Annotated in this window: 20 protein-coding genes; 15 read left to right on the top strand and 5 right to left on the bottom strand. The window is 60.5% G+C overall.

The window, feature by feature from the left end; all coding sequences use genetic code 11:
• Positions 1 to 42: 42 nt before the first annotated feature.
• From AAAX31_RS02025 to larD, 6 genes are all read left to right on the top strand, one after another.
• Positions 43 to 1338 (top strand): M20 family metallopeptidase, encoded by a 1296-nt coding sequence (locus AAAX31_RS02025; RefSeq protein WP_349076026.1) that lies wholly within the window; start codon positions 43 to 45, stop codon positions 1336 to 1338.
• A 40-nt stretch (positions 1339 to 1378) separates the two neighbouring features.
• Positions 1379 to 2536, top strand: a complete 1158-nt coding sequence (locus AAAX31_RS02020) for an MFS transporter (protein ID WP_349076025.1) — start codon at positions 1379 to 1381, stop codon at positions 2534 to 2536.
• 234 nt (positions 2537 to 2770) lie between these two features.
• Positions 2771 to 4084, top strand: a complete 1314-nt coding sequence (hisS, locus tag AAAX31_RS02015; protein ID WP_349076024.1) for a histidine--tRNA ligase — start codon at positions 2771 to 2773, stop codon at positions 4082 to 4084.
• A gap of 244 nt (positions 4085 to 4328) precedes the next feature.
• Entirely contained in the window at positions 4329 to 7154 is a 2826-nt protein-coding gene (locus AAAX31_RS02010) for a phosphoenolpyruvate carboxylase (RefSeq protein ID WP_217107545.1), read from the top strand.
• A 464-nt stretch (positions 7155 to 7618) separates the two neighbouring features.
• A complete protein-coding gene (gene larA, locus AAAX31_RS02005) occupies positions 7619 to 8896 on the top strand; it encodes a nickel-dependent lactate racemase (RefSeq protein WP_035136844.1) in 1278 nt (425 codons plus the stop codon).
• 49 nt (positions 8897 to 8945) lie between these two features.
• Positions 8946 to 9677, top strand: a complete 732-nt coding sequence (gene larD / locus AAAX31_RS02000) for a D/L-lactic acid transporter LarD (RefSeq protein ID WP_346972076.1) — start codon at positions 8946 to 8948, stop codon at positions 9675 to 9677.
• Between the two features lie 302 nt (positions 9678 to 9979).
• On the opposite strand, the gene AAAX31_RS01995 is transcribed toward larD, so the two are convergent.
• From AAAX31_RS01995 to serB, 4 genes are all read right to left on the bottom strand, one after another.
• Positions 9980 to 10519, bottom strand: a complete 540-nt coding sequence (locus AAAX31_RS01995) for a TetR/AcrR family transcriptional regulator (RefSeq protein ID WP_118385309.1) — start codon at positions 10517 to 10519, stop codon at positions 9980 to 9982.
• A gap of 2 nt (positions 10520 to 10521) precedes the next feature.
• Complete coding sequence (locus AAAX31_RS01990) at positions 10522 to 11439, bottom strand: LarC family nickel insertion protein (RefSeq protein ID WP_349076023.1); 918 nt, start codon at positions 11437 to 11439, stop codon at positions 10522 to 10524.
• 10 nt (positions 11440 to 11449) lie between these two features.
• Positions 11450 to 12232, bottom strand: a complete 783-nt coding sequence (larB, locus tag AAAX31_RS01985; protein ID WP_349076022.1) for a nickel pincer cofactor biosynthesis protein LarB — start codon at positions 12230 to 12232, stop codon at positions 11450 to 11452.
• A gap of 114 nt (positions 12233 to 12346) precedes the next feature.
• Entirely contained in the window at positions 12347 to 12982 is a 636-nt protein-coding gene (serB, locus tag AAAX31_RS01980) for a phosphoserine phosphatase SerB (RefSeq protein WP_349076019.1), read from the bottom strand.
• Between the two features lie 256 nt (positions 12983 to 13238).
• Between serB and aspS the strand changes: the two genes are divergently transcribed.
• Positions 13239 to 15026 (top strand): aspartate--tRNA ligase, encoded by a 1788-nt coding sequence (aspS, locus tag AAAX31_RS01975; RefSeq protein WP_118385312.1) that lies wholly within the window; start codon positions 13239 to 13241, stop codon positions 15024 to 15026.
• Positions 15027 to 15331: 305 nt separating this feature from the next.
• On the opposite strand, the gene AAAX31_RS01970 is transcribed toward aspS, so the two are convergent.
• A complete protein-coding gene (locus AAAX31_RS01970; protein WP_117817674.1) occupies positions 15332 to 16348 on the bottom strand; it encodes a LacI family DNA-binding transcriptional regulator in 1017 nt (338 codons plus the stop codon).
• A gap of 376 nt (positions 16349 to 16724) precedes the next feature.
• On the opposite strand from AAAX31_RS01970, the gene AAAX31_RS01965 reads away from it, so the two are divergent.
• From AAAX31_RS01965 to AAAX31_RS01930, 8 genes are all read left to right on the top strand, one after another.
• A complete protein-coding gene (locus AAAX31_RS01965; RefSeq protein ID WP_117797114.1) occupies positions 16725 to 19733 on the top strand; it encodes a glycoside hydrolase family 2 TIM barrel-domain containing protein in 3009 nt (1002 codons plus the stop codon).
• A 3-nt stretch (positions 19734 to 19736) separates the two neighbouring features.
• Positions 19737 to 20192: a hypothetical protein gene (locus AAAX31_RS01960; protein WP_117842808.1), complete on the top strand. Its 456-nt coding sequence runs from the start codon at positions 19737 to 19739 to the stop codon at positions 20190 to 20192.
• 153 nt (positions 20193 to 20345) lie between these two features.
• On the top strand, positions 20346 to 21809 hold the full coding sequence (locus AAAX31_RS01955; protein ID WP_117842809.1) for an amino acid permease: 1464 nt from the start codon (positions 20346 to 20348) through the stop codon (positions 21807 to 21809).
• Between the two features lie 421 nt (positions 21810 to 22230).
• Complete coding sequence (locus tag AAAX31_RS01950) at positions 22231 to 22479, top strand: HPr family phosphocarrier protein (protein ID WP_158571684.1); 249 nt, start codon at positions 22231 to 22233, stop codon at positions 22477 to 22479.
• 192 nt (positions 22480 to 22671) lie between these two features.
• Positions 22672 to 22914, top strand: a complete 243-nt coding sequence (locus tag AAAX31_RS01945; protein WP_022094360.1) for a FeoA family protein — start codon at positions 22672 to 22674, stop codon at positions 22912 to 22914.
• A 39-nt stretch (positions 22915 to 22953) separates the two neighbouring features.
• Positions 22954 to 23175, top strand: a complete 222-nt coding sequence (locus AAAX31_RS01940; RefSeq protein ID WP_006234774.1) for a FeoA family protein — start codon at positions 22954 to 22956, stop codon at positions 23173 to 23175.
• A 123-nt stretch (positions 23176 to 23298) separates the two neighbouring features.
• Positions 23299 to 25626 (top strand): ferrous iron transporter B, encoded by a 2328-nt coding sequence (locus tag AAAX31_RS01935; protein WP_349076014.1) that lies wholly within the window; start codon positions 23299 to 23301, stop codon positions 25624 to 25626.
• A 205-nt stretch (positions 25627 to 25831) separates the two neighbouring features.
• On the top strand, positions 25832 to 26032 hold the full coding sequence (locus AAAX31_RS01930; protein WP_035136858.1) for a hypothetical protein: 201 nt from the start codon (positions 25832 to 25834) through the stop codon (positions 26030 to 26032).
• Positions 26033 to 26111 lie beyond the last annotated feature (79 nt).

Raw genomic sequence — 26111 nt, 5'->3', positions numbered from 1 at the left:
CTATCAAAGTGCTTACCGCAAAAACGTTACTGGAGGGCATTTATGGCACCAGCTCAGTCCGATCTTCAACCGCAATCAGCGCCCAAGGCCACCGCAGCGGCGCAGGCCGCTATCGGTGACGGTCTCGTTGCAGAAGCTCAGGCTTTTGCAGACGAGCTCGCTGCGTGGCGACACGATTTACACCAGATGCCCGAGCTGGGTAATAGCCTCCCACAGACCTCTGCGTATATTCAAGCGCGCCTGACCGAGATGGAAATCCCATTTGCCACGCTCGTCGATGGTTCCTGTGTTGTGGGCCTTGTCGGCGCCGGTGCCGCCGCGGCCCAGGGCAATGGCGTCTGCACGGACGAACAGGCCGGTACGGTCATCATGCTCCGTGGCGACATGGATGCCCTGCCCGTTGCCGAAGAGTCAGGTGAGCCTTTCGCCTCTACGAACGGCTGCATGCACGCATGCGGACACGATATGCACGCGACGGCGCTGCTTGGTGCGGCGCGCCTGCTCAAGGCCCGCGAGTCCGCGCTTGTCGACGCCAACGCCACGGTTAAGTTGCTGTTCCAGCCGGGCGAGGAAACCTTTGAGGGTGCCCGCGCCGCCATCGCCGACGGTCTGCTGCAGAACCCGCGTCCCCAGGTCGCCTTTGCCATGCATGTCAATAGCCAGTCGCCGCTTGGCCTGGTGCTCTACGGCAGCCCGGCGCTCTCGGGCGTGTACGGTTTTCGCATCGCGCTTCAGGGCAAGGGCGGCCATGGCTCGAGCCCCGAGATCTGCATCGACCCCATCACGGCCGGCGTGCATGTGCATTTGGCGCTTCAGGAGCTTATCGCTCGCGAGGTGCCGGCGGCCAAGGAGGTCGCGCTTACCGTTGGCAAGTTCACCGGCGGTCAGGCCGCAAATGTCATTCCCGACACTTGTGTGCTCGAGGGAACGCTGCGTGGCTTCGATGTCGAGCTCATGGAGCACCTCAAGGCCCGCATCGCGGAGGTCGTCAAAGGCGTTGCCACGACCTATCGTACGCCGGCGACTATTGAGACGCTCTCGGATGTTCCCCCGCTCGTACTCGATGACGATATGACGCAGGCGTCGCTTGGCTACGTGGGCGCGGTGCTGCCCAAGTCCGCCTTCCTGCCGCTGTTCCACGCCATGGCGAGCGAGGACTTCGCGTTGATCTCGAGCGAGATCCCGAGTGCGTACTTTACCGTGGGCGCTGCCGTGACTGATACGGACGAGCATTTTGCTCAGCATCATCCCAAGGCACGTTTTAGCGATGCCGAGCTTCCCCTTGGCGCCGCGGCTTATGCCGCCGTCGCTTTGGGCTACATCGCCGACCACCGGTAGCACCCAATCTTGCTGCTCGTTTGTTTAAAAAAAGAACAGCATGTCTCAGCAACGTAAGTTCTTCCCCGGCTGGCTCGTGGTGGCCTCCGGCTTTGTGATCATGGCCACGTGCTACACCATTTTCGTCAACTGCATGAGCCTGTTCCAGCCGCTCATCGTCAGCGACTTGGGAGTATCTCTTGCGCAGTACAACATCTCCAATGCGATCTCCACGGTGGTGAGCGTTATCGGATCGCTTGTCATTGGCCATGTTGCCGACAAGGTTAGTGGTCGCATTTTGGGTTCGCTTACCGTCATAGCCACCTCGGCGGTGCTCGTGGGCATGAGCTTTGTCGGTGAGCTGTGGCAGGTCTACGTGCTCTTTGCCGTCTCGGGCTGCTTCGCTGTCGCCTCGACCCGCCTGCTCATTAGCCTGGTGACCGCCAACTGGTTTACGGCCAAGCGAGGCCTTGCCATCTCCATCGCACTTTCGGGCTCGGGCTTTGGCGGCGCCATTCTGTCTCCCATCGTGAGCTCGCTGATCGTGAGCGTGGGTTGGCGTTCCACCTTCTTGGTGCTTGCCGCCGTCTGCATTGTGGCGGCGCTGCCCATCACGGCGTATTCCTTCCGCACCAAACCTTCCGAGATTGGCCTGAAGCCGCTCGGCGAGAACCCGGGCGATCCGTCCGTCTCGACGGCTGGCGACAAGGACGAGCACACGGCTCCTGAGGTTAACGTTGGCTGGTCTCGCATCAAGAAGAGCCCGGCGTTTTGGCTGCTCGTCGTCGCCTTCCTCTTTATGGGCCTCGTTAACGGCGCCATCTACGATCGCTTTGGTTTGCGCTTTGGCAACGTGCTGGGTTCCGTTGCGTGTATTGTCGCCTGTGTGGCGCTGTGCTTCCCGACGACGGACCTTGGTCCTATTGTTGCCGCTGTGAGCTTTGGTATCGGAACGTGCATGGGCACCATCACGCCTACCATTGCCGCGTCCAAGCAGTTTGGCATGGCCGACCTCGGCAAGGTCACGGGCACCATTACCTCGCTCGAGATGGTCGGCGGCACCGTGGGCGCTATCGTCTCGGGCGTGCTGTTCGATGCCACGGGCTCCTTTGCGAGCACCTGGATTGTGTGCCTGGCATGCTCCGTTGTCATGCTCGTGTTCCTGCTGGCATCCGAGCCCATCGCCGCCAAGCTGCGCGCGAGCGTGGCGGGGGAGTAGACGTCCGTCGCTCTTTTCTATTTGCCCCGTTCTATCCGTGGCTGCCCTGGAGGCCGAATAGATGCTCGTACCATCATTCGGTTTCCAAGGCGGCCACGGATCACAAACAGCGGCGGCGCATCTGGCCGAACGAGTCCCCATACCCTCGTTCGGTCAGACGCGCCGCCGCTGTTTGTGTTTGTGCCGTATAATATCCACTACCTATGACGCGATACAAAAGAAAGGTGTTTGCCCATGCAGGCACAGAAGGCGGAGGGAACCCGCGACCTTATCGGCGCCGAGATGCGCGCCTGGCAAAAGATGCAGCAGATTGCGGCCAGCGTATTCGAGCCGTTTGGCTTTAAGCCCATCGAGACGCCCGCGATCGAGCAGGTGGACGTCTTTGTCCACGGCATCGGCCAGTCGACCGACGTCGTGCGCAAGGAGATGTTCCGCGTGTTTAGCGGCGCCAACCTGGAGCGCGTCTTTACCGAGGGTACCGATACCAAGCTCAAGCCCAAGCAGCGCCTGGCACTTCGCCCCGAGGGCACGGCCGGCGTGGTGCGCGCCGTCGTCGAGAACAATCTGGTGCCCCAGGGCTCCACGCCGTTTAAGGCGTACTACGCCGAGGCCATGTTCCGCGGCGAGCGTCCCCAGAAGGGCCGCCTGCGCCAGTTCCACCAGGTGGGCATCGAGTGGCTCGGCGCTCCCGATCCGGCGGCAGACGCCGAGTGCATCATTATGCTCATGGAGTTCTACAAGCGCCTGGGCTTCGATCTTTCCAAGCTCCGTCTGCTCATTAACTCGATGGGCGATGCGCAGTGCCGTCCGGCCTATCGCGAGCAGGTTAAGCAGTTCATTCTCGACCACGCCGACGAGATGTGCGACGAGTGCCGCGAGCGCGCCGAGCTCAACCCGCTGCGCGCCTTCGACTGCAAGAACGACCATTGCCGCGAGATCATGGCCAACGCTCCGCTGATGGGCGACAACCTGTGCGACGAGTGCCGCGAGCACTACGAGCAAGTCAAGCGCTATCTGGATGCCGCCGGTATCGAGTATGTCGAGGATCCCACCTTGGTGCGCGGCCTGGACTACTACACCCGTACTGTCTTTGAGGTCGAGGCCCCTGGCGCCGGCGTCGGCTCCATCGGCGGCGGCGGCCGCTACGACGGCCTGGTCGAGCTCGAGGGTGGCAAGCCCACGGCAGGCGTCGGCTTTGCCGTCGGTTTTGAGCGCGCCCTGCTGGCCCTGCAGGCCTTTGGCAGCGATCTGGGTGCCGAGGAGGCCCCGTGCGTCTATGTCGCCAACGCAGGCAAGGAGCTGCGCCAGAACGTCTTTGCCATTACGCAGGAGCTTCGCGCCGCAGGTATCGTGACCGAGGCCGACTATCAGGGTCGTTCGCTCAAGGCCCAGTTTAAGCAAGCCGATAAGGTAGGCGCCAAGCTCATCTTGGTCCTGGGTGGCGACGAGCTTGCCGCCGGCAAGGTCAAAGTGCGCGACATGCAGAGCCATGACGAGGTGCTCGCCGATCTGGACAACGTCGTCGAGGCGGTTCGCGAGCGCCTGTAGCGCATCTTTTTGAGCTTCGGGCCTGCTACGTGCCCTGCTCATGGAGAGCGATTGTTACGGGGGTGTTTCGCTTTTATGCGGAATGCCCCCGTTTACGTATGCCGCCCACCGAGAAATACGACCATTTAGGGCAAAAACCTTTGCAATGCAGAAAATACTTTTGTGTGGTAAAGCGCAATCAGTGTCGAAAGTATTTCTCAAGCGCCTATAATGAATACCGCATGTTACGTGCATAGAAGGAGGAATGGGAGGAAACGTGGCTGAGAACCTAAGCAACCAGTCTGTACCCGAAGCCGCGGCGCGCGTCGCTGCCGTGGTCAACCGCCTCGTTAACCGAATCGGCTCGAATGCCGAGTCCAGGGAGCGTCTCGCCGAGATCGAGATCCCCGAGGAGCTGCGCGACAATCTGGCGCTGTTCTTGCGCCTGGAGCGCCGTGTGCTTAGCGAGTATGATCCCGAGATCGCGGACCTGTTCGACAAGATTTTGACAGCCGAGATTGTGGTCAATGCCGGCAACCCCGGTACCTGCGCTGCCGACGAAGCCGTCGACGAGCAGGGCGTGCCCACCGCCGACGAGCCCACTGCCGTGGCATTTCGTGAGGTCGTCGATTTGATCGACAGCCTGCCGCTCGATAAGCAGCAGGTCATCGTTCGCGCCTTTACGAGCTTTTTCCATCTGGCAAACCTGTCGGAGGAGAACTACCGTGTGGCGCAGCTGCGCGAGCGCGAGGCCGGTGCGTCGACCGATACCGAGGTCGATCCTGCCAACGAGCTTACCGTTGCCTATCACCAGCTGGTGAATGAGCTGGGTGTCGAGGGTGCCAACGAGCTGCTCGACAAGCTCGAGTTCCACCCTGTCTTTACCGCACATCCCACCGAGGCCCGTCGTAAGGCCGTCGAGGGCAAGATCCGCCGTATCTCCAACCTGCTGGAGGAGCGTCCGCGTCTGGGCGGCTCCGACCTGGTGGAGAACGAGCGCCATATGCTGCAGGAGATCGACGCCCTGGTGCGTACGAGTCCCATCGCGCTCAAGAAGCCCACGCCGGTCGAGGAAGCCGATACCATCATCGACATCTTCGATAACACGCTGTTCGACGTTATCCCCGTTATCTATCGTCGTTTTGACGATTGGGTGCTGGGCGACAAGGCCGGTACTGTGCCGCCGCTGTGCCCGGCGTTCTTCCATCCCGGCAGCTGGATCGGTTCCGACCGCGACGGTAACCCCAACGTCACCGCCAAGGTGAGCCGTGAGGTCGCCGCCAAGTACTTTACGCACATGGTGCTCAAGCTCGAGGACAAGTGCCGCCACATCGGCCGCAACCTCACGCTCGAGGCTACCTACAGCAAGCCGTCGGCCGAGCTCATTAACCTGTGGAACCATCAGGTCGAGATGAGCCCTCGTTACACGGCCCGCGCCGAGCTGATCTCCGAGCACGAGCCGCATCGCGCCGTCATGCTCGTCATGGCCGACCGCCTGAACGCCACCGTCCGTCGTATCACCGACACCATGTACCACAGCGCCGACGAGTTCCTGGATGACCTGCGCGTCGTCCAGCGTTCGCTGGCCGCCTGCGGTGCCGTCCGTGCTGCCTACGGCCCGGTCCAAACCATCATCTGGCAGGTCGAGTCCTTCGGCTTCCATATGGTCGAGATGGAGTTCCGTCAGCACTCCGTGGTGCATGCCCGCGCCCTTAAGGATATCCACGAGAACGGTATCCATGGCGACCTGCAGCCCATGACGCGCGAGGTCATCGATACCTTCCGCGCTATCGGCTCCATCCAAAAGCGCTACGGCAAGAAGATGGCGCACCGCTACATCATCTCGTTTACCAAGAGCGCCCAGCATGTGGCCGACGTCTTTGAGCTTGCCCACCTGTCCTTTGCACACGAGGAGGATGTCCCCGAGCTCGACGTGATCCCGCTGTTCGAGCAGCTCGAGGACCTCGAGGGCTGCGTCGACGTGCTCGATCAGATGCTTACGCTGCCTGTGGTGCAAAAGCGCCTTGCCCAGACCAACCGCCGCATGGAGGTCATGCTGGGCTATTCCGACTCCTCCAAGGATGCCGGTCCTACCACGGCCATGCTCGCGCTGCACTCCGCGCAGGAGCGCATTGCCAAGTGGGCCGAGAAGAACGATATCGACCTGGTGCTCATGCACGGTCGCGGCGGTGCCGTGGGCCGTGGCGGCGGCCCGGCCAACAAGGCCGTGCTGGCGCAGCCCAAGGGTTCGGTCAACTGCTTCTTTAAGCTCACCGAGCAGGGCGAGGTCATCTTTGCCCGTTACGGCAACCGCACGCTGGCTCAGCGCCATGTTGAGTCCGTTGCTGCCGCAACGCTTTTGCAGTCGGCCCCGAGTGTCGAGAAGACCAACACCGAGACCACGCAGAAGTTCTGGGATATGGCCGAGAAGCTCAACACCGCAAGCCACGAGCGTTATCTGGACCTGCTGAACACCGAGGACTTTACACCGTGGTTCTCGACCGTGACGCCGCTGACCGAGGTCGGTCTGCTGCCGATCGGCTCGCGTCCCGCCAAGCGCGGCCTGGGTGCCAAGTCGCTCGACGACCTGCGTACCATTCCGTGGATCTTCAGCTGGAGCCAGGCACGCATTAACCTGGCCGCTTGGTACGGCCTGGGCACCGCCTGCGAGCAGTTTGGCGATCTGGACCAGCTTAAGGCTGCCTACCAGGAGTGGCCGTTCTTCCGCACCTTTATCGACAACATCGAGATGTCGATCGCCAAGACTGACCAGCGCATCGCCAAGATGTATCTGCACCTGGGCGATCGCCAGGATCTATCCGAGAAGGTCTTCACCGAGATGCAGCTCACTCGTAAGTGGGTCCTTGCCATCGTCGGTGACGAGTGGCCGCTGCAGCGCCGCCGTGTGCTTGGCTGTGCCGTTCGCGTGCGCAACCCCTACGTCGACGCCCTGTCCATCGCCCAGGTCCGCGCCCTTCGCGAGGTGCGTATGAACCAGGACGAGATGACCGAGGAGAAGAAGGCCGAGTACATGAGCCTGATTCTTTCGACTGTGACCGGCGTCTCGGCAGGATTGCAGAACACGGGGTAATCGATAGCCCTGTGGCTCTCACCGGGACCCGACGGGTTTCCCTCTGAATGCGTCCTCGCACTTGAAGCCCCCTTATCCTGCTCCTTCGGAGCTGCGGATAAGGGGGCTTCGTGCTGCGGAATGCATTCAGAGGGAAACCCGTCGGGTCCCTTCGTCCTCGGTCTTCGGGGATTGGGGCTGAGGGGAGAATGGCGCGCTTCGCGCGTTTTGGATGGGGCTTGTCCCGGCGGCGCGTTTGGCGCTTCACGCCTCGCGTCTTATCGATTGGGATTGAGATGCATGTGGCGCTTCTCGATTTACGACTGTAGCGGCCGCGGTCCCGTTTGGGATCGCGGTTGTTTTGTTGTGGGTCAAATATGAACGTTGTGTTAATGAGTCGGTGGACGGTGGTGTTTTTCGGTGAGCGGCGTATCCTTCCAACGGTTTATCTAGTGTGTCAGTTGAAAGGAAGAGGGCGCTCGTCATTGTTTGAATGTGAACTGCCGTTTGACCACAAGACGTTGCATCTGGAGCTCGAGGATAAGAACTTCGCGGGTGTGATGGAAGGTCATCAAAACGAGTTTAAGACCACGAAATCGCAGGAAGAGCTAGTAGAGGAGTCGCTTGCCAACCCTTATGGCTCGCCTTCGCTCGAGGAGCTTTGTGCTGGCAAGAAGGATATTGTCATCATTAGCTCCGATCATACGCGCCCCGTTCCCTCGCGTGTGACGATGCCTATTCTGCTGCATCACATCCATTCCGCTGCGCCCGAGGCTCGCGTGCGTATTTTGGTTGCTACGGGTATGCACCGTCCGTCGACGCACGAGGAGCTCGTCAACAAGTACGGCGAGGAGATCGTTGCCAACGAGGAAATCGTTATGCACGTCGCGACTGACGACAGCATGATGAAAAAGATCGGCACCCTGCCTTCCGGTGGCGAGTGCATCATCAACAAGATTGCCGCCGATTGCGATCTGCTGCTTGCCGAGGGCTTTATTGAGCCGCACTTCTTTGCCGGTTTCTCTGGTAGCCGCAAGTCCGTCCTGCCTGGCATCGCCAGCTACAAGACCATCATGTACAACCACAACGGTCAGTTTGTGAATGATTCCCACTCGCGTGCCGGCAACCTGTGCCACAACCACGTGAGCGAGGACATGTTTGCCGCTGCCGAGATGGCTCACCTTGCCTTTGTGCTTAACGTGGTGCTCAACGGCAAGCACGAGGTCATCGGCTCCTTTGCCGGCGACATTCACAAGGCGCACGAGGCCGGCTGTGAGTTCGTGAAGAGCCTTGCCGGCGTTGAGCCCGTCGAGTGCGAGATTGCTATCACCACCAACGGCGGCTACCCGCTCGACCAGAACATCTACCAGGCCGTGAAGGGCATGTGCTCTGCCGAGGCCACGCTTCCCGAGGGCGGCGTGATTATCGATGTCGCCGGTTGTGCCGACGGTCACGGTGGCGAGGGCTTCTATCACAACATCGCCGACAACGATCCTGCGGAGTTTGAGCGCGCCTGCATCGACCGTCCTAAGGACGAGACCCTGCCCGACCAGTGGACGAGCCAGATCTTTGCCCGCATCCTGGCGCATCACCCCGTGATCATGGTCACCGACCTGTGCGATCACCAGATGCTCAAGGATATGCACATGACGCCGGTCAACACTATCGAGGAGGCGCTCAAGCTCGCCTTTGAGATGAAGGGTGCCGATGCCAAGGTTGCCGTCATTCCCGATGGCCTGGGCGTTGTCGTCGCGCAGCACTAGTGTGCGGCCTAAACGAATCGTTTATAACCGACAAGAAAGATAAGGTTTTATGCTTACCAAACTCCTCTGTGAATTCGGCGCAACGGCCCTCATGATCATCTTTGGCGTGGGCGTGCACTGCGATACCGTGCTCAAGGGCACCAAGTATCAGGGCTCTGGCCACATGTTTGCCATCACCACCTGGTCTTTTGGCATCTCGGTCTGCCTGTTTGTCTTTGGCGGCGCCGTGTGCATGAACCCCGCCATGGTGCTTGCCCAGTGCATCGTCGGCTTGGTGCCGTGGGGCAACTGCATCCCCTTCATGCTTGCCGATATGCTCGGTGGCTTTGTGGGCGCCGTAATCGCCTGGTTTATGTATGCCGATGAGTTCAAGGCTTCCGAGGGCGTCGTCGACCCCATTGCCCAGCGCAACATTTTCTCGACCAACCCCACCACCGAGGGTACCAACTATGCCCGTAACTTCTTCTGCGAGGCTATCTGCACCTTTGTGTTCATCAGCGCCATCCTTGCTGCCGCTAGCCGCGCCGGCGAGAACGTTCTGATGCTCGCCATCTGCGTCGGTCTGATTGTTTGGGCTGTTGGCATGGGCATGGGCGGCATCACCGGCTTCGCCATGAACCAGGCACGTGACCTTGGTCCTCGCATGGCCTATCAGGTGCTGCCGATTAAGAACAAGGCTGACAACAACTGGAAGTATGGTCTGCTTGTTCCTGGCATCGCGCCGTTTGTCGGTGCTATCGTGGCCGCGCTGTTTGTGCATGGCTTCTTGGGCATGTTCTAGTCGAAGGCTACATAGTTGTCCGCTGGCCGCATGGGGTAACTTCCCAGCGCGTCCTCGGACATGCAAAAAGGCTCGCTGCGCACTTCGTGCGGCGAGCCTTTTTGCGTCCTGCGGAATGCGCTGGGAAGTTACCCCATGCGGCCAGCTGCGAGGTTTTAGTCGCGTTGGAACAAGCAACCCAACATATATATCTGAATATGGATGGGAGGGGCGCTTTGTTTTTGGGTGCCCTTACAAGAAAACGTGACTTGGGGAAGGGATGGGCGCTTTGTTGGGATGGCGCTTTGGGATGGGGGCCTTACTTAGCTGAAGAGGGGCTGTATGGCTGATAGGTAGTCTTTGGCTACGTCGGCTTTGTCGGCTTGGAAGTTGTGCCAGGCCCACCATTGGACCATTCCTACGAAGCTTGAGGCTATGTGGTGGAGGAGGAAGCTTCGGTCCATGGTGGCGGCGGGGCCGTTTGGGTCGGTGGGGACGGTTCCGGCTGCTCGTGACATGATGGTCTTGCGTAAGCAGTCGGCGAAGACGCGTGAACCGGCGCCGGCTACGAGGGCTCGTACGCCCTGGCGGCGTTCCCAGAGGTTGTTGAGGATATGCTCGACTTGTACGAGCGGATCATCGAGCGGTGTGCCATCGTCGTCGAGGGCGTGGGTGCAGATGTCGCTCACGAGTTCGGACAGTAGGTCATCTTTGCTCTTGAAGAGGCCGTAGAACGTGGCCCGACCCACATGGGCGCGAGCGATGATGTCGCCGACGGTGATCTTGCCGTAGTCCTCTTCGCGCAGCAGCTCGGAGAACGCCGCGACGATGGCGGCGCGGCTTTTTGCCTTGCGGGCATCCATAGCTATGCATCCACGTGAACAAGCAGGCAACGGAGCGTGCCAGAGCAGCCCTCGTAGGGGCGCTTGCCAGCGCCGTAGCCGACGGCCTCGATGCGGTAGCGGGCTGGCAGGTGCTCGGACGTGCGCAGTGCGGCGACGATGGCGGCACCCGTGGGCGTCACGAGCTCGCCGGCGACCGGTGCGGGCGTGAGGGCGATATTGCCCGCCTGGCACAGGTTGACGACAGCGGGGACGGGAATGGGCATGAGACCGTGGGCACAGCGGATGGTACCGTGACCCTCGGAGAGCGACTCGACCACGATGTCCTCAATACCAAGGTCATCGAGGCAGATGGCGACAGAGCAGACGTCGACGATGGAGTCGACGGCGCCCACCTCGTGGAACATGACGGTCTTGGGCGTTTTGCCGTGGGCCTTGGCCTCGGCGGCGGCGAGCGCGGTAAAGATGGCGATCGCGCGACGCTTGGCGCCATCGCTTAGCTGCGAGCCATCGATGATGGCGGTGACGTCCGCCAAAGAACGGTGGTGATGGCCGTGGGCGTGATGGTGACCCTCGTGGCCATGACCGTGGGCCTCATGGTCATGCTCGTGGCAGTGCTCGTGTTCATGCTCGCCATGATTATGATGGTGGTGCTCATGCTCATGTGTGTGCTCGGCAGCTGCTTCGTTACCGTAGAGCCAGGCCATGTCGTGGTCGTGGTTCTCGAGCTCCTCTGCCAGCTGAACGTCAAAGTCGCAGGTGTCGATGCCATGCTTGTTTGCGCGTGTAACGGCAATCTCAAAGCCGTCGACCGGCAGTGTGGCGAGCTGCTCGCGCAGATGCTCCTCGCTGGCGCCCAGGTCGAGCAGGGCCGCGACGGTCATGTCGCCGCTGATGCCCGAGGTGCCGTCGATGATAAGCGTGTGCTGATGGTTGGACATGAAATGCTCCTTAACGGGCGCTGGACGTGCCGGCGCTCAGATGATTGATAAGACTTGCCTGGTAGGCGGCACCAAAGCCATTGTCGATATTGACGACCGAAACGCCGCTGGCGCAGGAGTTGAGCATGGCGAGCAGCGCGGCTACGCCACCAAAGCTCGCGCCGTACCCCACGCTGGTAGGAACGGCGATGACCGGACAGCTCACAAGACCGCCGACAACGCTCGCCAGGGCGCCCTCCATGCCGGCGATGGCGATGACCACCTGCGCCTGGGCAAGTTCCTCGGCATGAGCGAGCAGGCGGTGCAAGCCGGCGACACCCACGTCGTAGAGGCGATCGACCTCGTTGCCGTAGAACTCGGCCGTCAGTGCCGCCTCTTCGGCGACGGGCAGGTCGCTCGTGCCGGCGCAGGCGACGACGATGCGTCCGTTGCCGTTGGGGGAGGGCTTGCCACCCACGAGGGCGAGCTGGGCGTCCGGGACATATCCCAGGTCGATGCCGTTGCCGAGGAGCTCCGAGGTGCGGGCTGCCTTTTCGTCGTCCAGGCGCGTGACCAGGATGCGCTCCTGGCCGGCATCGAGTAATGCTTTGATAATGGCGGCAATTTGCTCGGCGGTTTTACCGGCGCCGTAGACAACTTCGCCGGCTCCCTGGCGCACCCCGCGCGAAAGGTCGAGCTGCGCAAAGCCCAAATCGGCGGTCGGAGCCGTCTGGATGCGCGTGAGGGCGTCGGCAGGGGTGACTGCTCCGCCGGCAACATCGCTCAGCAGCTGCTCTAGATCTCGCTTATCCATATATGTTCCCTTCGACGGCGCAAAGTTTAGCACTCAAAGGGTATGTTTCCGAACACTAAGACAGAATTGTTCGGAAACTATAGGACAGACTGATTCAATTGCTAGACGGATTGGCTAGTCGCGCAGGATGATGTCCATGGCGAGCATCAGATTGCGCTCGTCGATGGCAAACGGGGCGGCCTCGCGCGTCTTGGGCTTGGCACAAAACGCGATGCCCGTGCCCGCGGCCTGAATCATGGGGATGTCGTTGGCACCGTCGCCGATCGCGACGGTGTGGGCCATATCGACGCCGCACTCAACTGCCCAGTCCAGCAGCTGGATGAGCTTGGACTCCTTGGTCACAATGTCGGCAGCCAACTTACCGGTGAGCTTGCCGTCCACGACCTCCAGACGATTGGCCAGGCAAAAGTCGATGCCCGCGGCGGCCACGATCTTATCGGCGACTTCGTGAAAGCCGCCACTCACGACGCCGACCTTCCAGCCCTTGCTGCGCGCCGAGCGCACAAGCTCCAGCGCGCCGGGAGTAAACGTCACGCGCTCAAAGGTGCGCTCGAACACGCTCTCGTCCAAGCCGGCAAGCAGCCCCACGCGCTCCTCGAGTGCCTGCTTAAAATCGAGTTCGCCGCGCATCGCACGCTCGGTAATTTGTGCTACCTGCTCGCCCGCGCCTGCCTCTTCGCCCAAAAGATCGATAACCTCCTGATTGATGAGGGTGGAGTCGATATCCATAACGATGAGGCGTGCAGTCATGTTGGGCCTTTCCGAGCGCGGTTGTATTGGGGCACATTGTCGCACGCGGCGTGCCTCGGCGACGACTGCGGTGCGCCAATTGTTTCGTCTCCGTCAAGTCTTTGGGCAGGAGCTACTTTTCCGCGGCACATCGACACAGGTGCGATAAGATAGAACGCCATGTCTGGCTGCGCGGTTTACGCAGGCCGGGCAAATCTGTACGACGCCGCCCGGAACGACACGGGGCGGCACAGATCCATAAAGGAGGATCACTGGTATGAGCCAGACCCGTCCCATTGACGAGCATTCCATGCACACCCGTACCTGCGGCGAGCTTCGCTTCGAGAACGTGGGCGAAGAAGTCACCCTCACCGGTTGGGTGAGCCGTCGCCGCGACCACGGCGGCCTTATCTTCTGCGACCTTCGCGATCGCGAGGGCATCACGCAGCTCACCTTCGACCCCGAGCATTCCGACGGCGATGCCTTTAAGATCGCCGAGACCATGCGTCCCGAGTGGCCCATCAAGATTCACGGCGTCGTGCGCGCCCGTGGCGAGGAGACCACCAACACCAAGCTCGCGACCGGCGAGATCGAGGTCCTGACCGATCATGCCGAGGTGCTCAACACTTCCGTCACCCCGCCGTTCCAGATCGAGGACGGCATCGAGACCAGCGAGGACACCCGCCTGCGCTATCGCTATCTGGACCTCCGTCGTCCCGAGATGATGGCCAACCTCAAGCTGCGCTCCGACTTTACCTTTGCCATTCGCGAGGCGCTGCACAACCGTGAGTTCATGGAGGTCGAGACGCCCTCCCTGTTCAAGTCCACGCCCGAGGGCGCCCGCGACTTCATCGTCCCCAGCCGCATCCAGCCGGGCAACTTCTATGCCCTGCCGCAGTCCCCGCAGCTCCTGAAGCAGCTGCTTATGGTCGGTGGCGTCGAGCGCTACTATCAGGTTGCCAAGTGCTTCCGCGACGAGGACTTGCGTGCCGACCGTCAGCCCGAGTTCACCCAGGTCGATATCGAGATGTCCTTCGTGGACCAGAACGACGTTATGAGCGCGCTCGAAGAGGTCCTGTCCGACGCCTTCGGCCGCATGGGTGTCGAGATGCCCACGCCGCTGCGTCGCATGGACTATTGGGAGGCCATGGACACCTATGGCTCCGACAAGCCCGATACTCGCTACGGCATGCACCTGGTCGACCTGACCGACATCTTTGCCAACTCCAAGTTCAAGGTCTTTGCGACTGCTGCAAACGAGGAGGGCTCTGTCGTCAAGGCCATCAACGCCAAGGGCGCCGGTGCCTGGGCACGTGCCAAGATCGATAAGCTCGCCGGCGTGGCCTCCACGTTTGGCGCCAAGGGCCTGGCCTGGATCGCTTTCCGCGAGGACGGCTCCATCAACAGCCCCATCGTCAAGTTCTTCTCGGACGAGGAGATGGCTGCTCTGCGCGAGCGCATGGACGTCGAGCCCGGCGACCTTGTGATGTTTGCCGCCGGCCCGCGCCTGCTCTCCGACGAGATCCTGGGCGGCATGCGTTCCCACATGGCCAACGCGCTCGAGATCAAGCGCGAGGGCCACGACTTCCTGTGGGTCGTCAACTTCCCGCTGTTCCACTGGGACGAGGATCGCAAGGCCTATGCAGCCGAGCACCAGCCCTTCACCCTGCCGACCGAGACCGACATCGCCAAGATCGAGGCCGATCCGTTGGCAGCCGGTTCGTGCACCTACGACTTTGTCATGGACGGCTTTGAGGCCGGCGGCGGCGGTATGCGTATCCACAACGCCGAGATGCAGATGTCCATGCTCAAGCTCCTGGGCTTTACCGAGGAGCGCGCCGAGTCGCAGTTTGGCTTCCTCATGGAGGCCCTCAAGTTTGGTGCGCCCCCGATGGGCGGTTTCGCTCTGGGTCTGGACCGCGTGTGCATGCTGCTCACCGGTTCCGACTCCATCCGCGACGTCATGGCGTTCCCCAAGACGGCCAGCGGCTCCGACCTCATGTCGGGTGCTCCGAGTGCCGTTTCCGGCGCCCAGCTCAAGGACGTCAGCCTGCGCCTGATGTAGGCGAGCGGCTACATATTGCCCGCAACGAGGGAAGGACGCGCGCCTTCCCTCGTTTTTTATGCGCCGAGATTGTGAGGGCATGGGATGACCGGGCGTCGCGGAAAGTGCGTCCCGGAATCTGCGTCCAGAACGGGTCGCGCTTTCCCAAAGGGGGTCCTCTGGGAAAGCGCGACCCAGAATTCGGCAAAATAATGGGACACAGTTTCCGGTTGAGCTGTCTAACGGAAACTGTGTCCCAGAATGAGCGCTCAAAACGGGCCGGGCTTTCCACAGCAACTGTCTGGCGGAAAGCCCGGCCCAGTTTCCTACAGCGAGTCTCTCTGAACGAGCTGCATGTGCATGACGGTGGTGGTGGGCTCGGCACCCTTGATCATGTCGAGCGCAATGTTGGCGGCCATGTGGCCTTCTTCGCGCAGGGGCTGGCGGACGGTCGTGAGTGCGGGGACGCAGCGCGTCGCAATCTCGTGATCGTCGAAGCCGACGACAGAAACTTCCGCCGGAACAGATAGGCCTGCCTCGTTGAGTGCGGTGATGACGCCAGCCGCGATACGGTCCGATCCGCAGAGCACGCCATCGAAAGCAATCTTGCGCGCGAGGATCTGGCGCATGGCCTGATAGCCGTCTCCGCTGTTCCAGCCGGTATAGATAACGTTTGCGTCTGGGAGGTCTTCGCCCAAGACGGCGCGGTAGCCGCGCAGGCGGTCGACAACAGCGGGGTTGTCTTGCGGTCCCAACACGGCGACGATATCTTTGCGCCCGCGCTCCTTCATGGCGTGTGCCGCAAAGCGTCCGCCCTCTTCGTCGTCAGAGTAGACCGTCGAGAACACATCGCGATAGGGGTGGCCCTCGAGCTGGCCGCACAACACGGTGGGTACGCCCAGCTCGCGCAGCACCTCGAGCAGCTCGCTGCCCTTGTAGGGGGAGACGTCGATCACGGCGTCGAACGAGCGGCGCTCAAAGTGCTCGCGTGCGCGGTTGCGCTCATGCGTAGAAGACGCCTGCAAGATAACGGGCAGATAGGACGACTCCGACAGTTCCTCGGTAATACCGCTCAAAAACTCGCTATAGGTGGGGTCGCTGAAGAGTTCACTCAGGGGCTCGGTCACGAGCACGGCGATGATTTCCGTGCGCCCGACAGCGAGCGCTCGGCCACGGGCATTGGGGACAAAATTGACTTTCTTGGCCGCCGCACGGACGCGCTTTTTGGTTTCCTCGCTAATGCGGGGCGAATCGTTGAGGGCGCGCGATGCCGTGGAGCGCGACACGCCGGCAGCTGCGGCAACCTCGGCAAGCGTAGGTGCGGTGCGAACTGGTTGGGTCATGGCGTCTCCTGGAAAATGCGGTCGATGTTGTCACTGATACGGGCTGGTGCGGATACAGCTTACTATAGTGCACCTGAACAGCGTTCATGATATCCGGTGACAGGTGTCGTTTTGCAACCAAGCCGCAATCGAATACGTCTCGTGTGGGTGAGATATCAGCGGGCGTGGCGGTTGCCTACGAGCTTAAGAACGATGTTTTGCGCTGAGTTTCGATACTCAGGGTGACATAAGTGTCGCAGCTGTACAACCGGTTGCACCGTTAATCCGACCAAATCGACCGTTCAGCGGACAACCGGTTGCACAATTTTTTGCATCGCCCGTAAGATAAGGACAACCGGTTGCACAAGAATCACTACGATGACGAAGGAGCATCACCATGGACGCCATTAACGATTGGGAAAACCAAGCGCTCACCCACAGGAACCGCCTGGCACCCCATGCGTACTTTATGGGTTACGAGACCGCCGATCTCGCCGCTACGTACAGCCGCGAGCTGTCGCGCGGGTTTGTCCAGCTGTCCGGCTCGTGGCAGTTCCGCCTCTTTGAGGGGCCTGCTGCCGTTTCCAACGAGGAGCTCTCCACGTACGAGCCCGAGTGGGATCACGTGGAGGTTCCGCACCTGTGGCAGGTGGATGGCTATGGCAACCTTGCCTACACCGACGAGGGTTTCCCGTTCCCGGTGGATCAGCCGTTCGTTCCCTCCGACGACCCCACGGGCGTCTACCAGCGCATCGTCAACCTTCCCGCCGTGCCTGCCGGCGCTCGCGAGATCATTCGCTTTGACGGCATCGAGAGCTATGGTGAGCTGTACGTCAACGGTCAGTTTATCGGCATGACCAAGGGTTCGCGCCTGTCTGCCGAGTTTGACGTGACCGACGCGCTCGTCGAGGGCGACAACCTGTTTGCGGTCAAGGCTCTGCAGTACAGTGATGGCAGCTATATCGAGGATCAGGACATGTGGTGGGCCTCGGGCATCTTCCGCGATGTGTACCTTATGCAGCGTCCCGCCGCGCACCTGGTCGACTTTAGGTTCCGCACGCACCGCGAGGGCGATGCCGCTCTGATCACGCTCGATACGGTGGCCGAGGGCGCTACCCGCGTTGTGTATACGCTCAGCGATGGCGGAAACGTGGTGGCTACGGGTGAGTGCGTCGACGGCCATGCCGAGTGCAGCGTTGCCGATGCCCACTTCTGGAATCCCGAGGACCCCTTCCTCTATGACCTTACGTTTGAGGTCTACGATGGCGACGAGGCCAGCGAGTACGTTCCGCATCGCCAGGGTCTTGCCGAGGTGACGGTCGAGGGCAATCATATCTACCTCAACGGCACCTACTTTAAGATGCATGGCGTCAACCGCCACGATCACGACGATCACAAGGGCCGCGCCGTGGGCCTCGATCGCATGCGCCGCGACCTGGAGCTCATGAAGCGGCACAACATCAACGCGGTGCGCACCTCTCACTATGCCAATGACCCGCGCTTCTACGAGCTGTGTGATGAGTATGGCATCATGCTGGTCGCCGAGACCGATATGGAGAGCCACGGCTTCGAGAATATCGGCAACATCGCCCTGGTCACCGACGATCCGGCATGGGAGCCGGCCTACGTCGACCGCATTGAGCGCCTGGTGATGCAGGAGCGCAACCACGCCTGCATCATTATGTGGTCGATGGGCAACGAGAGCGGCTATGGCTGCAACATCCGCGCGATGTACGCCAAGGCTCACGAGCTCGATGATCGTCCGGTCCATTATGAGGAGGACCGCAACGCCGATACCGTCGACGTTATCTCCACGATGTACTCCCGTGTTTCGCAGATGAACGACTTTGGCGAGCACCCATTCCCCAAGCCGCGCATCAACTGTGAGTACGGTCACTCCATGGGCAATGGTCCCGGAGGCCTGTCCGAGTACCAGGAGGTCTTCGATCGTTGGGATTGCATCCAGGGCCAGTTCATTTGGGAATGGTGCGACCACGGTTTGGCTGCTGTGACCGAGGACGGCGTTGCCTACGATATGTATGGTGGCGACAACGGCGATTACCCCAACAACAGCAACTTCTGCATCGATGGCATGGTGTTCCCCTGGCAGCAGCCGAGTCCGGGCCTTACCGAGTACGGCCAGGTTATCTGCCCGGTCCGCATGGCTTATGACGCCGAGGCAGGCGAGCTGACCGTCACCAACAAGCGTTGGTTCACCACCCTCGAGGATGTCTGCCTGTCGGCCGAGACCCTGGTGGACGGCGACGTGGTCTGCCGCAAGACGCTCATGCCCGGCGCGGTTGCCCCCGGCGAGTCCGTCCAGCTGCCACTGGTGATTCGCGAGGCCGCAGTGGGCGAGACCCTGCTGACCGTGCGCGCCTACACCATGGCCGCTCACGTCTGGTGCGAGCCGATGTTCCAGCTGGGCGCTAGCCAGTTTGCCATCGCAAACCATCCGGCGCCGACCATCGTGGCCCCCGCTCGTCCTGAGCTTACGGTTGAGGAGACCGAGCAGGAGATCCGCATCCACTCCCTCAACGGCGAGCTGACCTTCAGCAAAGTCAACGGTACCGTGAGCGAGTGGAAGGCATCCGGCCGCGACGTCATGGCCTCTGGTCCCCAGGTTGGTTTTTGGCATCCGCTCGTCGATAACCATGCCCAGGAGTATGACTCACTGTGGAAGGACAACTTCATCGATGTGATGCAGACGTCTACCCGCAAGGTTTCTTGGAAGCAGGATGGCAATGCGGTCGTCGTTACCGTGAGCCAGCGTATCGCTCCTCCCGTCCGCGCGTTCGGCATGCGCGTCGAGCTCGTCTACACCGTGCTTCCGAGCGGTCGCGTCGACCTCAAGGTTTCCGGCGAGCCCTACGGCGATTACTCGGATATCATCCCGCGCATCGGCATCTCCTTCGAGGTCCCCGGTTGCGATCGTGCCGTCGAGTGGTATGGCCACGGCCCGGGCGAGAACTATCCGGACTCGCTGCGCGCCAACCCGGTCGGTCATTACCGCACTACGGTCGACGACATGTTCACGCCCTACGTTATGCCTCAGGATTGTGCTAACCGCGAGGGCACCCGTTGGGTCGCCCTGCGCTCTAGCCACGGTGACGGTCTGGTCGTGACGCGTCCGAGCGACGCCGCTTCCAACCCGTTCTCGTTCTCGGCATGGCCCTATAGCTGCGAGGCCATCGATAACGCCAAGCACGTCTACGACCTTGTCAAGGGCGACACGGTTACGGTCAATATCAACGACCAGCTGCTCGGCCTTGGTTCGAACTCTTGGGGTTCCGAGGTGCTCGATTCCTACCGCACCCGTTTTGAGAGCTTCAGCTTTGAGGTGTCCCTGCGACCGCTGACGTCTGCCGATCTGGCTCAGGCGCTGGCACCCATTAAGGAGGCATAAGTCATGCATGTCTTTAACTCGCGCGCCGATTTCGACGCTCAGATGAAGTCCGTCAAGAAGTGGATGCGCACCGGTCAGGCGCTCGATGGCGTTGCCGACCTGCAGCACGACGTGGCTTACTCCATCGGCGACTCGTTGGTGTACTGGTGGGTCTATGCCCGCGAGGCCGCTACCGCCGATCTGGTCGGTCACCGTCGCTACCATGCCGTGCTCGCTCCGCTCGACGGCGACCTGACCGTCGAGGTGGCTTCCAAGGCGGATCTTACCTGCACGCGCACTTACAGCGATATCGACGATCGCGAGCGCTTTGAGGGTATGGGGGAGACCGTGACGATTCCCGCCGGCGGCGTTGCCGTCGTCGAAATTGACGAGGCCTACCGTGTCGTGGCCGATGTCGCGGATTCCCGCGTCGTGGTACTGCACGTGACGGTTGAAGGTTATTCCTTCCCCAACAAGTAGTATTCGTCCGTTTGGGCGTTTGCTTAGCGCCGTTAAGGGGGATGGCTTTGTTGACTCCCTTTTCCCCATTCCCCTTAGCAGGTGCGCCGTCCACGATTGCGCTTGCAGTCCGGACGGTTTTAGATGAGATATAACGGATGATTGGGAGGGCTTATGAGCTCTGAAAAACGAGGAACGATTGGTTCGTTCGCTCTGCTGGGCATGACGGTCGCCGCCGTGTTCGGTATCAAGAACATCATCAACAACAACGCGGCCATCGGCTTGGCAGCTGCGCCGTCGTTCTTCTTCGCCACGCTTTTGTACTTTGTCCCCTATACCCTGGTTACCGCCGAGTTCGTCGGCCTTAACAAGGACTCCGAGTCGGGCGTGTACGCCTGGGTCAAGACCTCGATGGGCGGCCGCTGGGCATTCCTGACGGCGTTTAGCTACTGGTTCGTTAACCTGTTCTACTTTGCGTCCGTCCTGCCTAACGTCATCATTTACGCGAGCTACGTGTTCTTTGGTGCCAATGCCGAGCTCTCGCAGCTGTGGATCACCATTATCGAGATCGTCGTCTTTGCTATCGCCACGTGGGTTTCGACCAAGGGCGCTAAGTGGATCGGCTCCATTTCCTCCTTCGGCTCGACCGCGGCTCTCGGCCTGACTGCCGTGTTCATCTTGCTGTCCCTGGCTGCTGCCTTTGGCGGCGTCGAGTTCGCTACGGCTCCTACCCCCGCTAACATGGCTCCCGACACGACCAACTTCGCAACTATGTGGGGCTTCTTCGGTACGCTTGCCTGGATCATCCAGGGCGTTGGCGGCGCTGAGTCTGTCGGCGTGTTCCTTAACGACCTTAAGGGTGGCGTCAAGGCCTTCGTGCGCACCGTCGTTATCGCCGGCCTGACCATCGGCCTTCTGTATGCAGGCGCTTCGCTGCTGGTCAACCTGTTCATTCCCGAGGGCGGCGTTGCCATCTCCACCGGTATCTTCGACGTATTCGGCGCTGTCTTTGCCCACTTTGGCATTCCCATGGAAGTGTCCACGCGCGTCATTGGCCTGATCCTTCTCGCTGCCACGCTGGGCTCCCTCATGATGTGGACCTCTGCTCCCATCAAGGTCTTCTTCACCGAGATCCCCAAGGGCGTCTTTGGTAGCAAGATCGTCGAGCTCAACGAGCACGGCATTCCTGCCCGCGCTGCCTGGCTGCAGTTTGCCATCGTCGTCCCCATCCTGATCATCCCGGCCCTGGGCTCCGGCAACCTAGACGACCTGCTCATGATCGTCACCAACATGACGGCTGCCACCGCTCTGCTCCCGCCGCTGCTGATCCTGCTTGCCTACTTTATGCTGCGCAAGAACTTCGACGCTGCTCCCCGTGGCTTCCGCATGGGTTCGCGTACCTTTGGCCTGGCCATTGCTGCATTCCTGCTTGTGGTCTTCTGCTTCGTGCTTATCTGCGGCACCATCCCGCTCGATCAGCCTCTGTGGCTGACACTGGTCTACAACGTTGGCGGTGTAGTTATCTTCCTGGGCCTTGCCGTGATGTGGTACAACCGCTACATCAACCGCCTGCGCGAGACCGATCCCGAGGCTGCCGAGAGCGAGCTTCGCCCCTCCGTCCTCGACATGATGGAGTAGCGGCTAGGATTAATCTGCGGCTGTGGAATAAATCGATTCCCTTTCCTAAGGAGGGGCCTTACGAGGTCCCTCCTTTTGTGTTTTGGGACATGGTTTTGGATCCCGTGGTCAAAAAATGCCAAATATGAGTACTGTTGCAAAAGAGGTGTCATATTTTTCGGCCCGTTCTGAGCGAAAATGGGCTCAAAATCAATTTATCTAACCCCCTTTAAAGGGCGTTTGACGGCTTTCAACCTCTTCGAATCGCTCAAAGTAGGCACTTTGCTCTCGATTTTGCTGCTACTAAATTGGTGACAGTACTCATATTTGCCACTTTTTGCCCACGAGGTGTTCAGAGGAGCTCTCGACAAGCATCTAACGCTACAATAACTACCACGTGGCTGGGTTTGCTGGCCGAATGTGCGATATCGTGGGAGGGGACATGGTCGAGTTTACAAAGACGATTAAAGATCCGTTGGGACTGCATGCCCGCCCGGTTGCGCTGCTCTACGACATCATTGCCAAGCACCGTAGCGACGTGTCGGTCAGTATCGGCGAGCGCCATACCGACGGTCGCGATGTGATGGGGCTCATGGCGCTCTACGGCGAATGCGGCGAGGACATCGTCTTTCGCGTTTCGGGCGTGGACGAGGCCTCGTGCGTCACGTCGATCAGAAACCTCTCGCTCTAAAGCGCAACAATGTGACGAAGGGACAGTCCCTTTGTCACATCTTTCTTTGTTGCATATAGGAAACTTTTCCGAAAACTGAATAGGAACCCTTTCCAAAAAGTTAGCCACGTGCTAGTTTACTGTAGCGAACATAGACGTGGTTAACTTTTGCTGCGTCGATGTTGAGGACGAACTGACGTTAGGAGCTCACTCATGTCTTGCGGACCGCAGATGCCGGCTATGCCGCTTTCGATGGTAAAAGCGGGCGAAACCGTGCGCGTGTCTCGCGTAAAGGGCAATGAGGACATGAAGCACCACCTCAAGGACCTCGGCTTTGTCGAGGGCAACGAGATTCACGTGGTGAGCTCGAGTGGCGCCAATATCATCGTCACCGTGCTCGGCGCGCGCTTTGGCATCGATTCCAAGGTTGCCATGCACATCATGACTGTCGGTTAGTTCGCAGCATTCCATAAAAGCTGAAAGGGGGAAAAGAATATGAAGACGTTGGGTGACGTTAAGGTGGGCGAGAGCTCTACCATCGTCAAACTTCACGGCGAGGGCGCACTTCGCCGTCACCTTATGGACCTGGGGCTCATCAAGGGCACTTCGTTCAAGGTCGTAAAGGTTGCACCGCTCGGAGATCCGGTCGAGATCAACGTGCGCGGCTACGAGCTCTCCATCCGCAAGGAGGAGGCTGCCGTCGTCGAGGTCCAGTAAGGGCCGGTGGCACATATTTCTGCAGATAAAGTTAGGTTTTTCTAACTCAATAATGCAGTGTTGAAGCACATTATCCAGCCCGCGCGGAGAAAGCAGCGCGGGCACACAAGGAAGAAGGATTGAATGGCGGATTCTCAGATCCATGTCGCGCTGGCGGGTAACCCCAACTGCGGCAAGACCACGCTTTTCAACCTGATCACCGGCGCCAACGGCTACGTTGGCAACTGGCCCGGCGTCACGGTTGAGAAAAAGGAAGCCAAGCTCCTGAGTGACAAGAACGTCACGATTACGGACCTCCCCGGCATCTACTCGCTTTCCCCCTACAGCCCCGAGGAGCAGTGCTCGCGCGACTACCTCATGAGCGGCGAGCCCGATGTCGTCGTCCAGGTGGTCGATGCCACCAACCTCGAGCGCAACCTGTACCTGGCGCTTCAGGTTATCGAGACCGGCCTGCCCGTGGTCGTCGCCCTCAACATGGCCGACCTGGTCGAGAAGAACGGCGATAAGATCGACACGGACAAGCTCTCCAAGAAGCTCGGCTGCCCGGTCATGATGATCTCGGCTCTTAAGAACAAGGGCATCACGGAGCTGTTCGAGCAGGTCAAGAAGTCCGCTGCTTCCAAGGGCCAGGTGCCGGAGCACAAGTTCGATTCCTCCATCGAGGACGTTCTGGACCACATCGAGAACAACCTGCCGGCGAGCGTTCCCGCCAACAAGCGTCGCTACTACGCCGTCAAGCTGTTCGAGCGCGACGCGGACGCCTGCAAGCTCATCAACCTCACTAAGGAGAAGGCCGCTCGCGTCGAGCAGCTGGTCGCCCAGTGCGAGCAGGATTGCGACGACGACGCCGAGTCCATCATCACCGGCGAGCGCTACGGCGTGATCGCCCACATCATCGACGAGTGCCTCACCAAGGCTCCGGCCAAGATGAGCACCTCCGAGAAGATCGACCGTGTGGTTACCAACCGTATCTTGGGCCTGCCGATCTTTGTGGTCATCATGTTCTGCGTGTACTACATTGCCGTCTCTACCTTGGGCGGCACGGTGACCGACTTCACCAACGACCAGCTCTTTGGCACCGACGGTTGGTATGTGCTCGGCCAGGGTCGCGACGCCTATGACGCAGCTGTTGAGGCTGCGGGTGACGCCGCCGACTCGGTCGACCCGGCACAGTACGGCCCCTATGTTCCGGGTATTACCACCGTGGTGCACGATGCCCTTGTGGCGGGCGGCACCGAGGACGGTGGCCTGGTCGATTCGCTGGTCTGTGACGGTATCGTCGGCGGTCTGGGCGCCATCTTCGGCTTCGTGCCGCAGATGTTCCTGCTGTTCGTGATGCTGTCTTTCTTGGAGGACTGCGGCTACATGGCCCGCGTCGCCTTCATCATGGACCGCGTGTTCCGCCGCTTTGGCCTGTCCGGTAAGTCCTTTATCCCCATGCTCGTGTCCTCGGGCTGCGGCGTCCCCGGCGTCATGGCTACCAAGACAATCGAGAACGAGAAGGACCGCCGCATGACGGTCATGACCACCACGTTCATTCCCTGTGGCGCCAAGCTGCCGATCATCGCCCTGCTCATGGGCTCCATCATCGGCGATTCTTCCACCACCGCCGCATGGATCAGCCCGCTCTTCTACTTCTTGGGCGTCTTTGCCGTCATCGCCTCGGGCCTCATGCTCAAGAAGACCAAGCTCTTCGCCGGTCGCCCGACGCCGTTCGTCATGGAGCTTCCCGCCTATCACTTCCCGGCGATCCGCTCTTGGGCGCTGCACGTGTGGGAGCGCTGCTGGGCCTTTATCAAGAAGGCCGGCACGGTCATCTTCGCGTCCACTGTCGTGGTTTGGTTCCTGTCCAACTTTGGTAGCTACAACGGTTCCTTTGGCTTCCTACCTGCGATGGACGGCATCCCCGAGGAGTTCATGGACTACTCCGTGCTTGCCATGCTCGGCAACCTGGTCGCCTGGATCTTCGCCCCGCTCGGCTTTAGCACCTGGCAGGCAACCGCGCTGACCGTCTCTGGCCTTGTCGCCAAGGAGAACGTTGTCGCCACCGCCGGTTCGCTGCTGTCCGTTGCCGACGCCGCCGAGACCGACCCGAGCCTGTGGACCGCGTTTGCGGCTATGTTCCCGACCATGGGCGCTTGCGTTGCCTTTGGCGCTTTCAACCTGCTGTGCGCTCCGTGCTTTGCCGCTATGGGTACCATCCGCAACCAGATGGACTCCGGCAAGTGGACCGCAATTGCCATTGGCTACGAGTGCGCCTTTGCTTGGGTGATCGGCCTGTTCATCAACCAGTTCTACAACCTGTTTGTGCTGGGACAGTTTGGTATCTGGACGATTGTGGCCATCGTGCTGCTCGTTGCGATGCTCTTCCAGATCTTCCGTCCCATGCCCAAACACGCATGGACCGACGAGGACGAGACCAACACCGCTTCTGCCACGGTTTCCGCTTAAGTCCGAATAAGGATTAGCCCCTTTTCACGAGCCCGGGTGTCCCAGCGACACTCGGGCTTTTTGGTGCAATGGGGGACAGATTGCTTTGCTCCAGAAGTTAAGATGTGACGTTTCCGCAGATAAAACCGACCAAAATAAACCTGTCCCTTTTTGGCAGGTGGAAGATGGGGTAAAGTAAGTGGTGGTTAACTAGAGGAGGCTTGCTATGGCACCTATCGATATTGTTGTGCTGGCCGTTATCGGCATTGCGTTTGTCGCCGTGTGCGTGCGCATCTACCGTAAGGGCACCTGCGCCGACTGCGCTCAGGGTGGCGTTTGCACGGGGCATTGCTCCAACAAAAAGACCTGTGCCGCGCTTAAGGGCGTGGATAAAATCGCCGAAGACTTGGGCCGCGGTATCAAATAAGGCCCGGACATCAAAGCGCCCCGCGAGCATTCGTTCGCGGGGCGCTTTGCGCATTTGGACGCGAGCGCGGCGAGTTGAA

It is taken from the genome of Collinsella sp. CLA-ER-H5, assembly GCF_040092375.1.
Taxonomy (GTDB): Bacteria; Actinomycetota; Coriobacteriia; order Coriobacteriales; family Coriobacteriaceae; genus Collinsella.
The sequence above is the reverse complement of the archived record's forward strand: the minus strand, read 5'-3'. Positions and strand labels throughout refer to the sequence as shown.

Bases quoted from the DNA above. Each gene is read 5' to 3' on its own strand.
- AAAX31_RS01970 (WP_117817674.1), bottom strand. From the start codon at position 16,348: ATGACCCAACCAGTTCGCACCGCACCTACGCTTGCCGAGGTTGCCGCA.
- AAAX31_RS01955 (WP_117842809.1), top strand. From the start codon at position 20,346: ATGAGCTCTGAAAAACGAGGAACGATTGGTTCGTTCGCTCTGCTGGGC.
- AAAX31_RS02020 (WP_349076025.1), top strand. From the start codon at position 1,379: ATGTCTCAGCAACGTAAGTTCTTCCCCGGCTGGCTCGTGGTGGCCTCC.
- larD (WP_346972076.1), top strand. From the start codon at position 8,946: ATGCTTACCAAACTCCTCTGTGAATTCGGCGCAACGGCCCTCATGATC.
- AAAX31_RS01950 (WP_158571684.1), top strand. From the start codon at position 22,231: ATGGTCGAGTTTACAAAGACGATTAAAGATCCGTTGGGACTGCATGCC.
- aspS (WP_118385312.1), top strand. From the start codon at position 13,239: ATGAGCCAGACCCGTCCCATTGACGAGCATTCCATGCACACCCGTACC.
- AAAX31_RS01995 (WP_118385309.1), bottom strand. From the start codon at position 10,519: ATGGATGCCCGCAAGGCAAAAAGCCGCGCCGCCATCGTCGCGGCGTTC.
- AAAX31_RS01965 (WP_117797114.1), top strand. From the start codon at position 16,725: ATGGACGCCATTAACGATTGGGAAAACCAAGCGCTCACCCACAGGAAC.
- AAAX31_RS02025 (WP_349076026.1), top strand. From the start codon at position 43: ATGGCACCAGCTCAGTCCGATCTTCAACCGCAATCAGCGCCCAAGGCC.
- AAAX31_RS01935 (WP_349076014.1), top strand. From the start codon at position 23,299: ATGGCGGATTCTCAGATCCATGTCGCGCTGGCGGGTAACCCCAACTGC.
- AAAX31_RS02010 (WP_217107545.1), top strand. From the start codon at position 4,329: ATGGGAGGAAACGTGGCTGAGAACCTAAGCAACCAGTCTGTACCCGAA.
- serB (WP_349076019.1), bottom strand. From the start codon at position 12,982: ATGACTGCACGCCTCATCGTTATGGATATCGACTCCACCCTCATCAAT.
- larB (WP_349076022.1), bottom strand. From the start codon at position 12,232: ATGGATAAGCGAGATCTAGAGCAGCTGCTGAGCGATGTTGCCGGCGGA.
- hisS (WP_349076024.1), top strand. From the start codon at position 2,771: ATGCAGGCACAGAAGGCGGAGGGAACCCGCGACCTTATCGGCGCCGAG.
- AAAX31_RS01960 (WP_117842808.1), top strand. From the start codon at position 19,737: ATGCATGTCTTTAACTCGCGCGCCGATTTCGACGCTCAGATGAAGTCC.
- AAAX31_RS01990 (WP_349076023.1), bottom strand. From the start codon at position 11,439: ATGTCCAACCATCAGCACACGCTTATCATCGACGGCACCTCGGGCATC.
- AAAX31_RS01945 (WP_022094360.1), top strand. From the start codon at position 22,672: ATGTCTTGCGGACCGCAGATGCCGGCTATGCCGCTTTCGATGGTAAAA.
- AAAX31_RS01930 (WP_035136858.1), top strand. From the start codon at position 25,832: ATGGCACCTATCGATATTGTTGTGCTGGCCGTTATCGGCATTGCGTTT.
- AAAX31_RS01940 (WP_006234774.1), top strand. From the start codon at position 22,954: ATGAAGACGTTGGGTGACGTTAAGGTGGGCGAGAGCTCTACCATCGTC.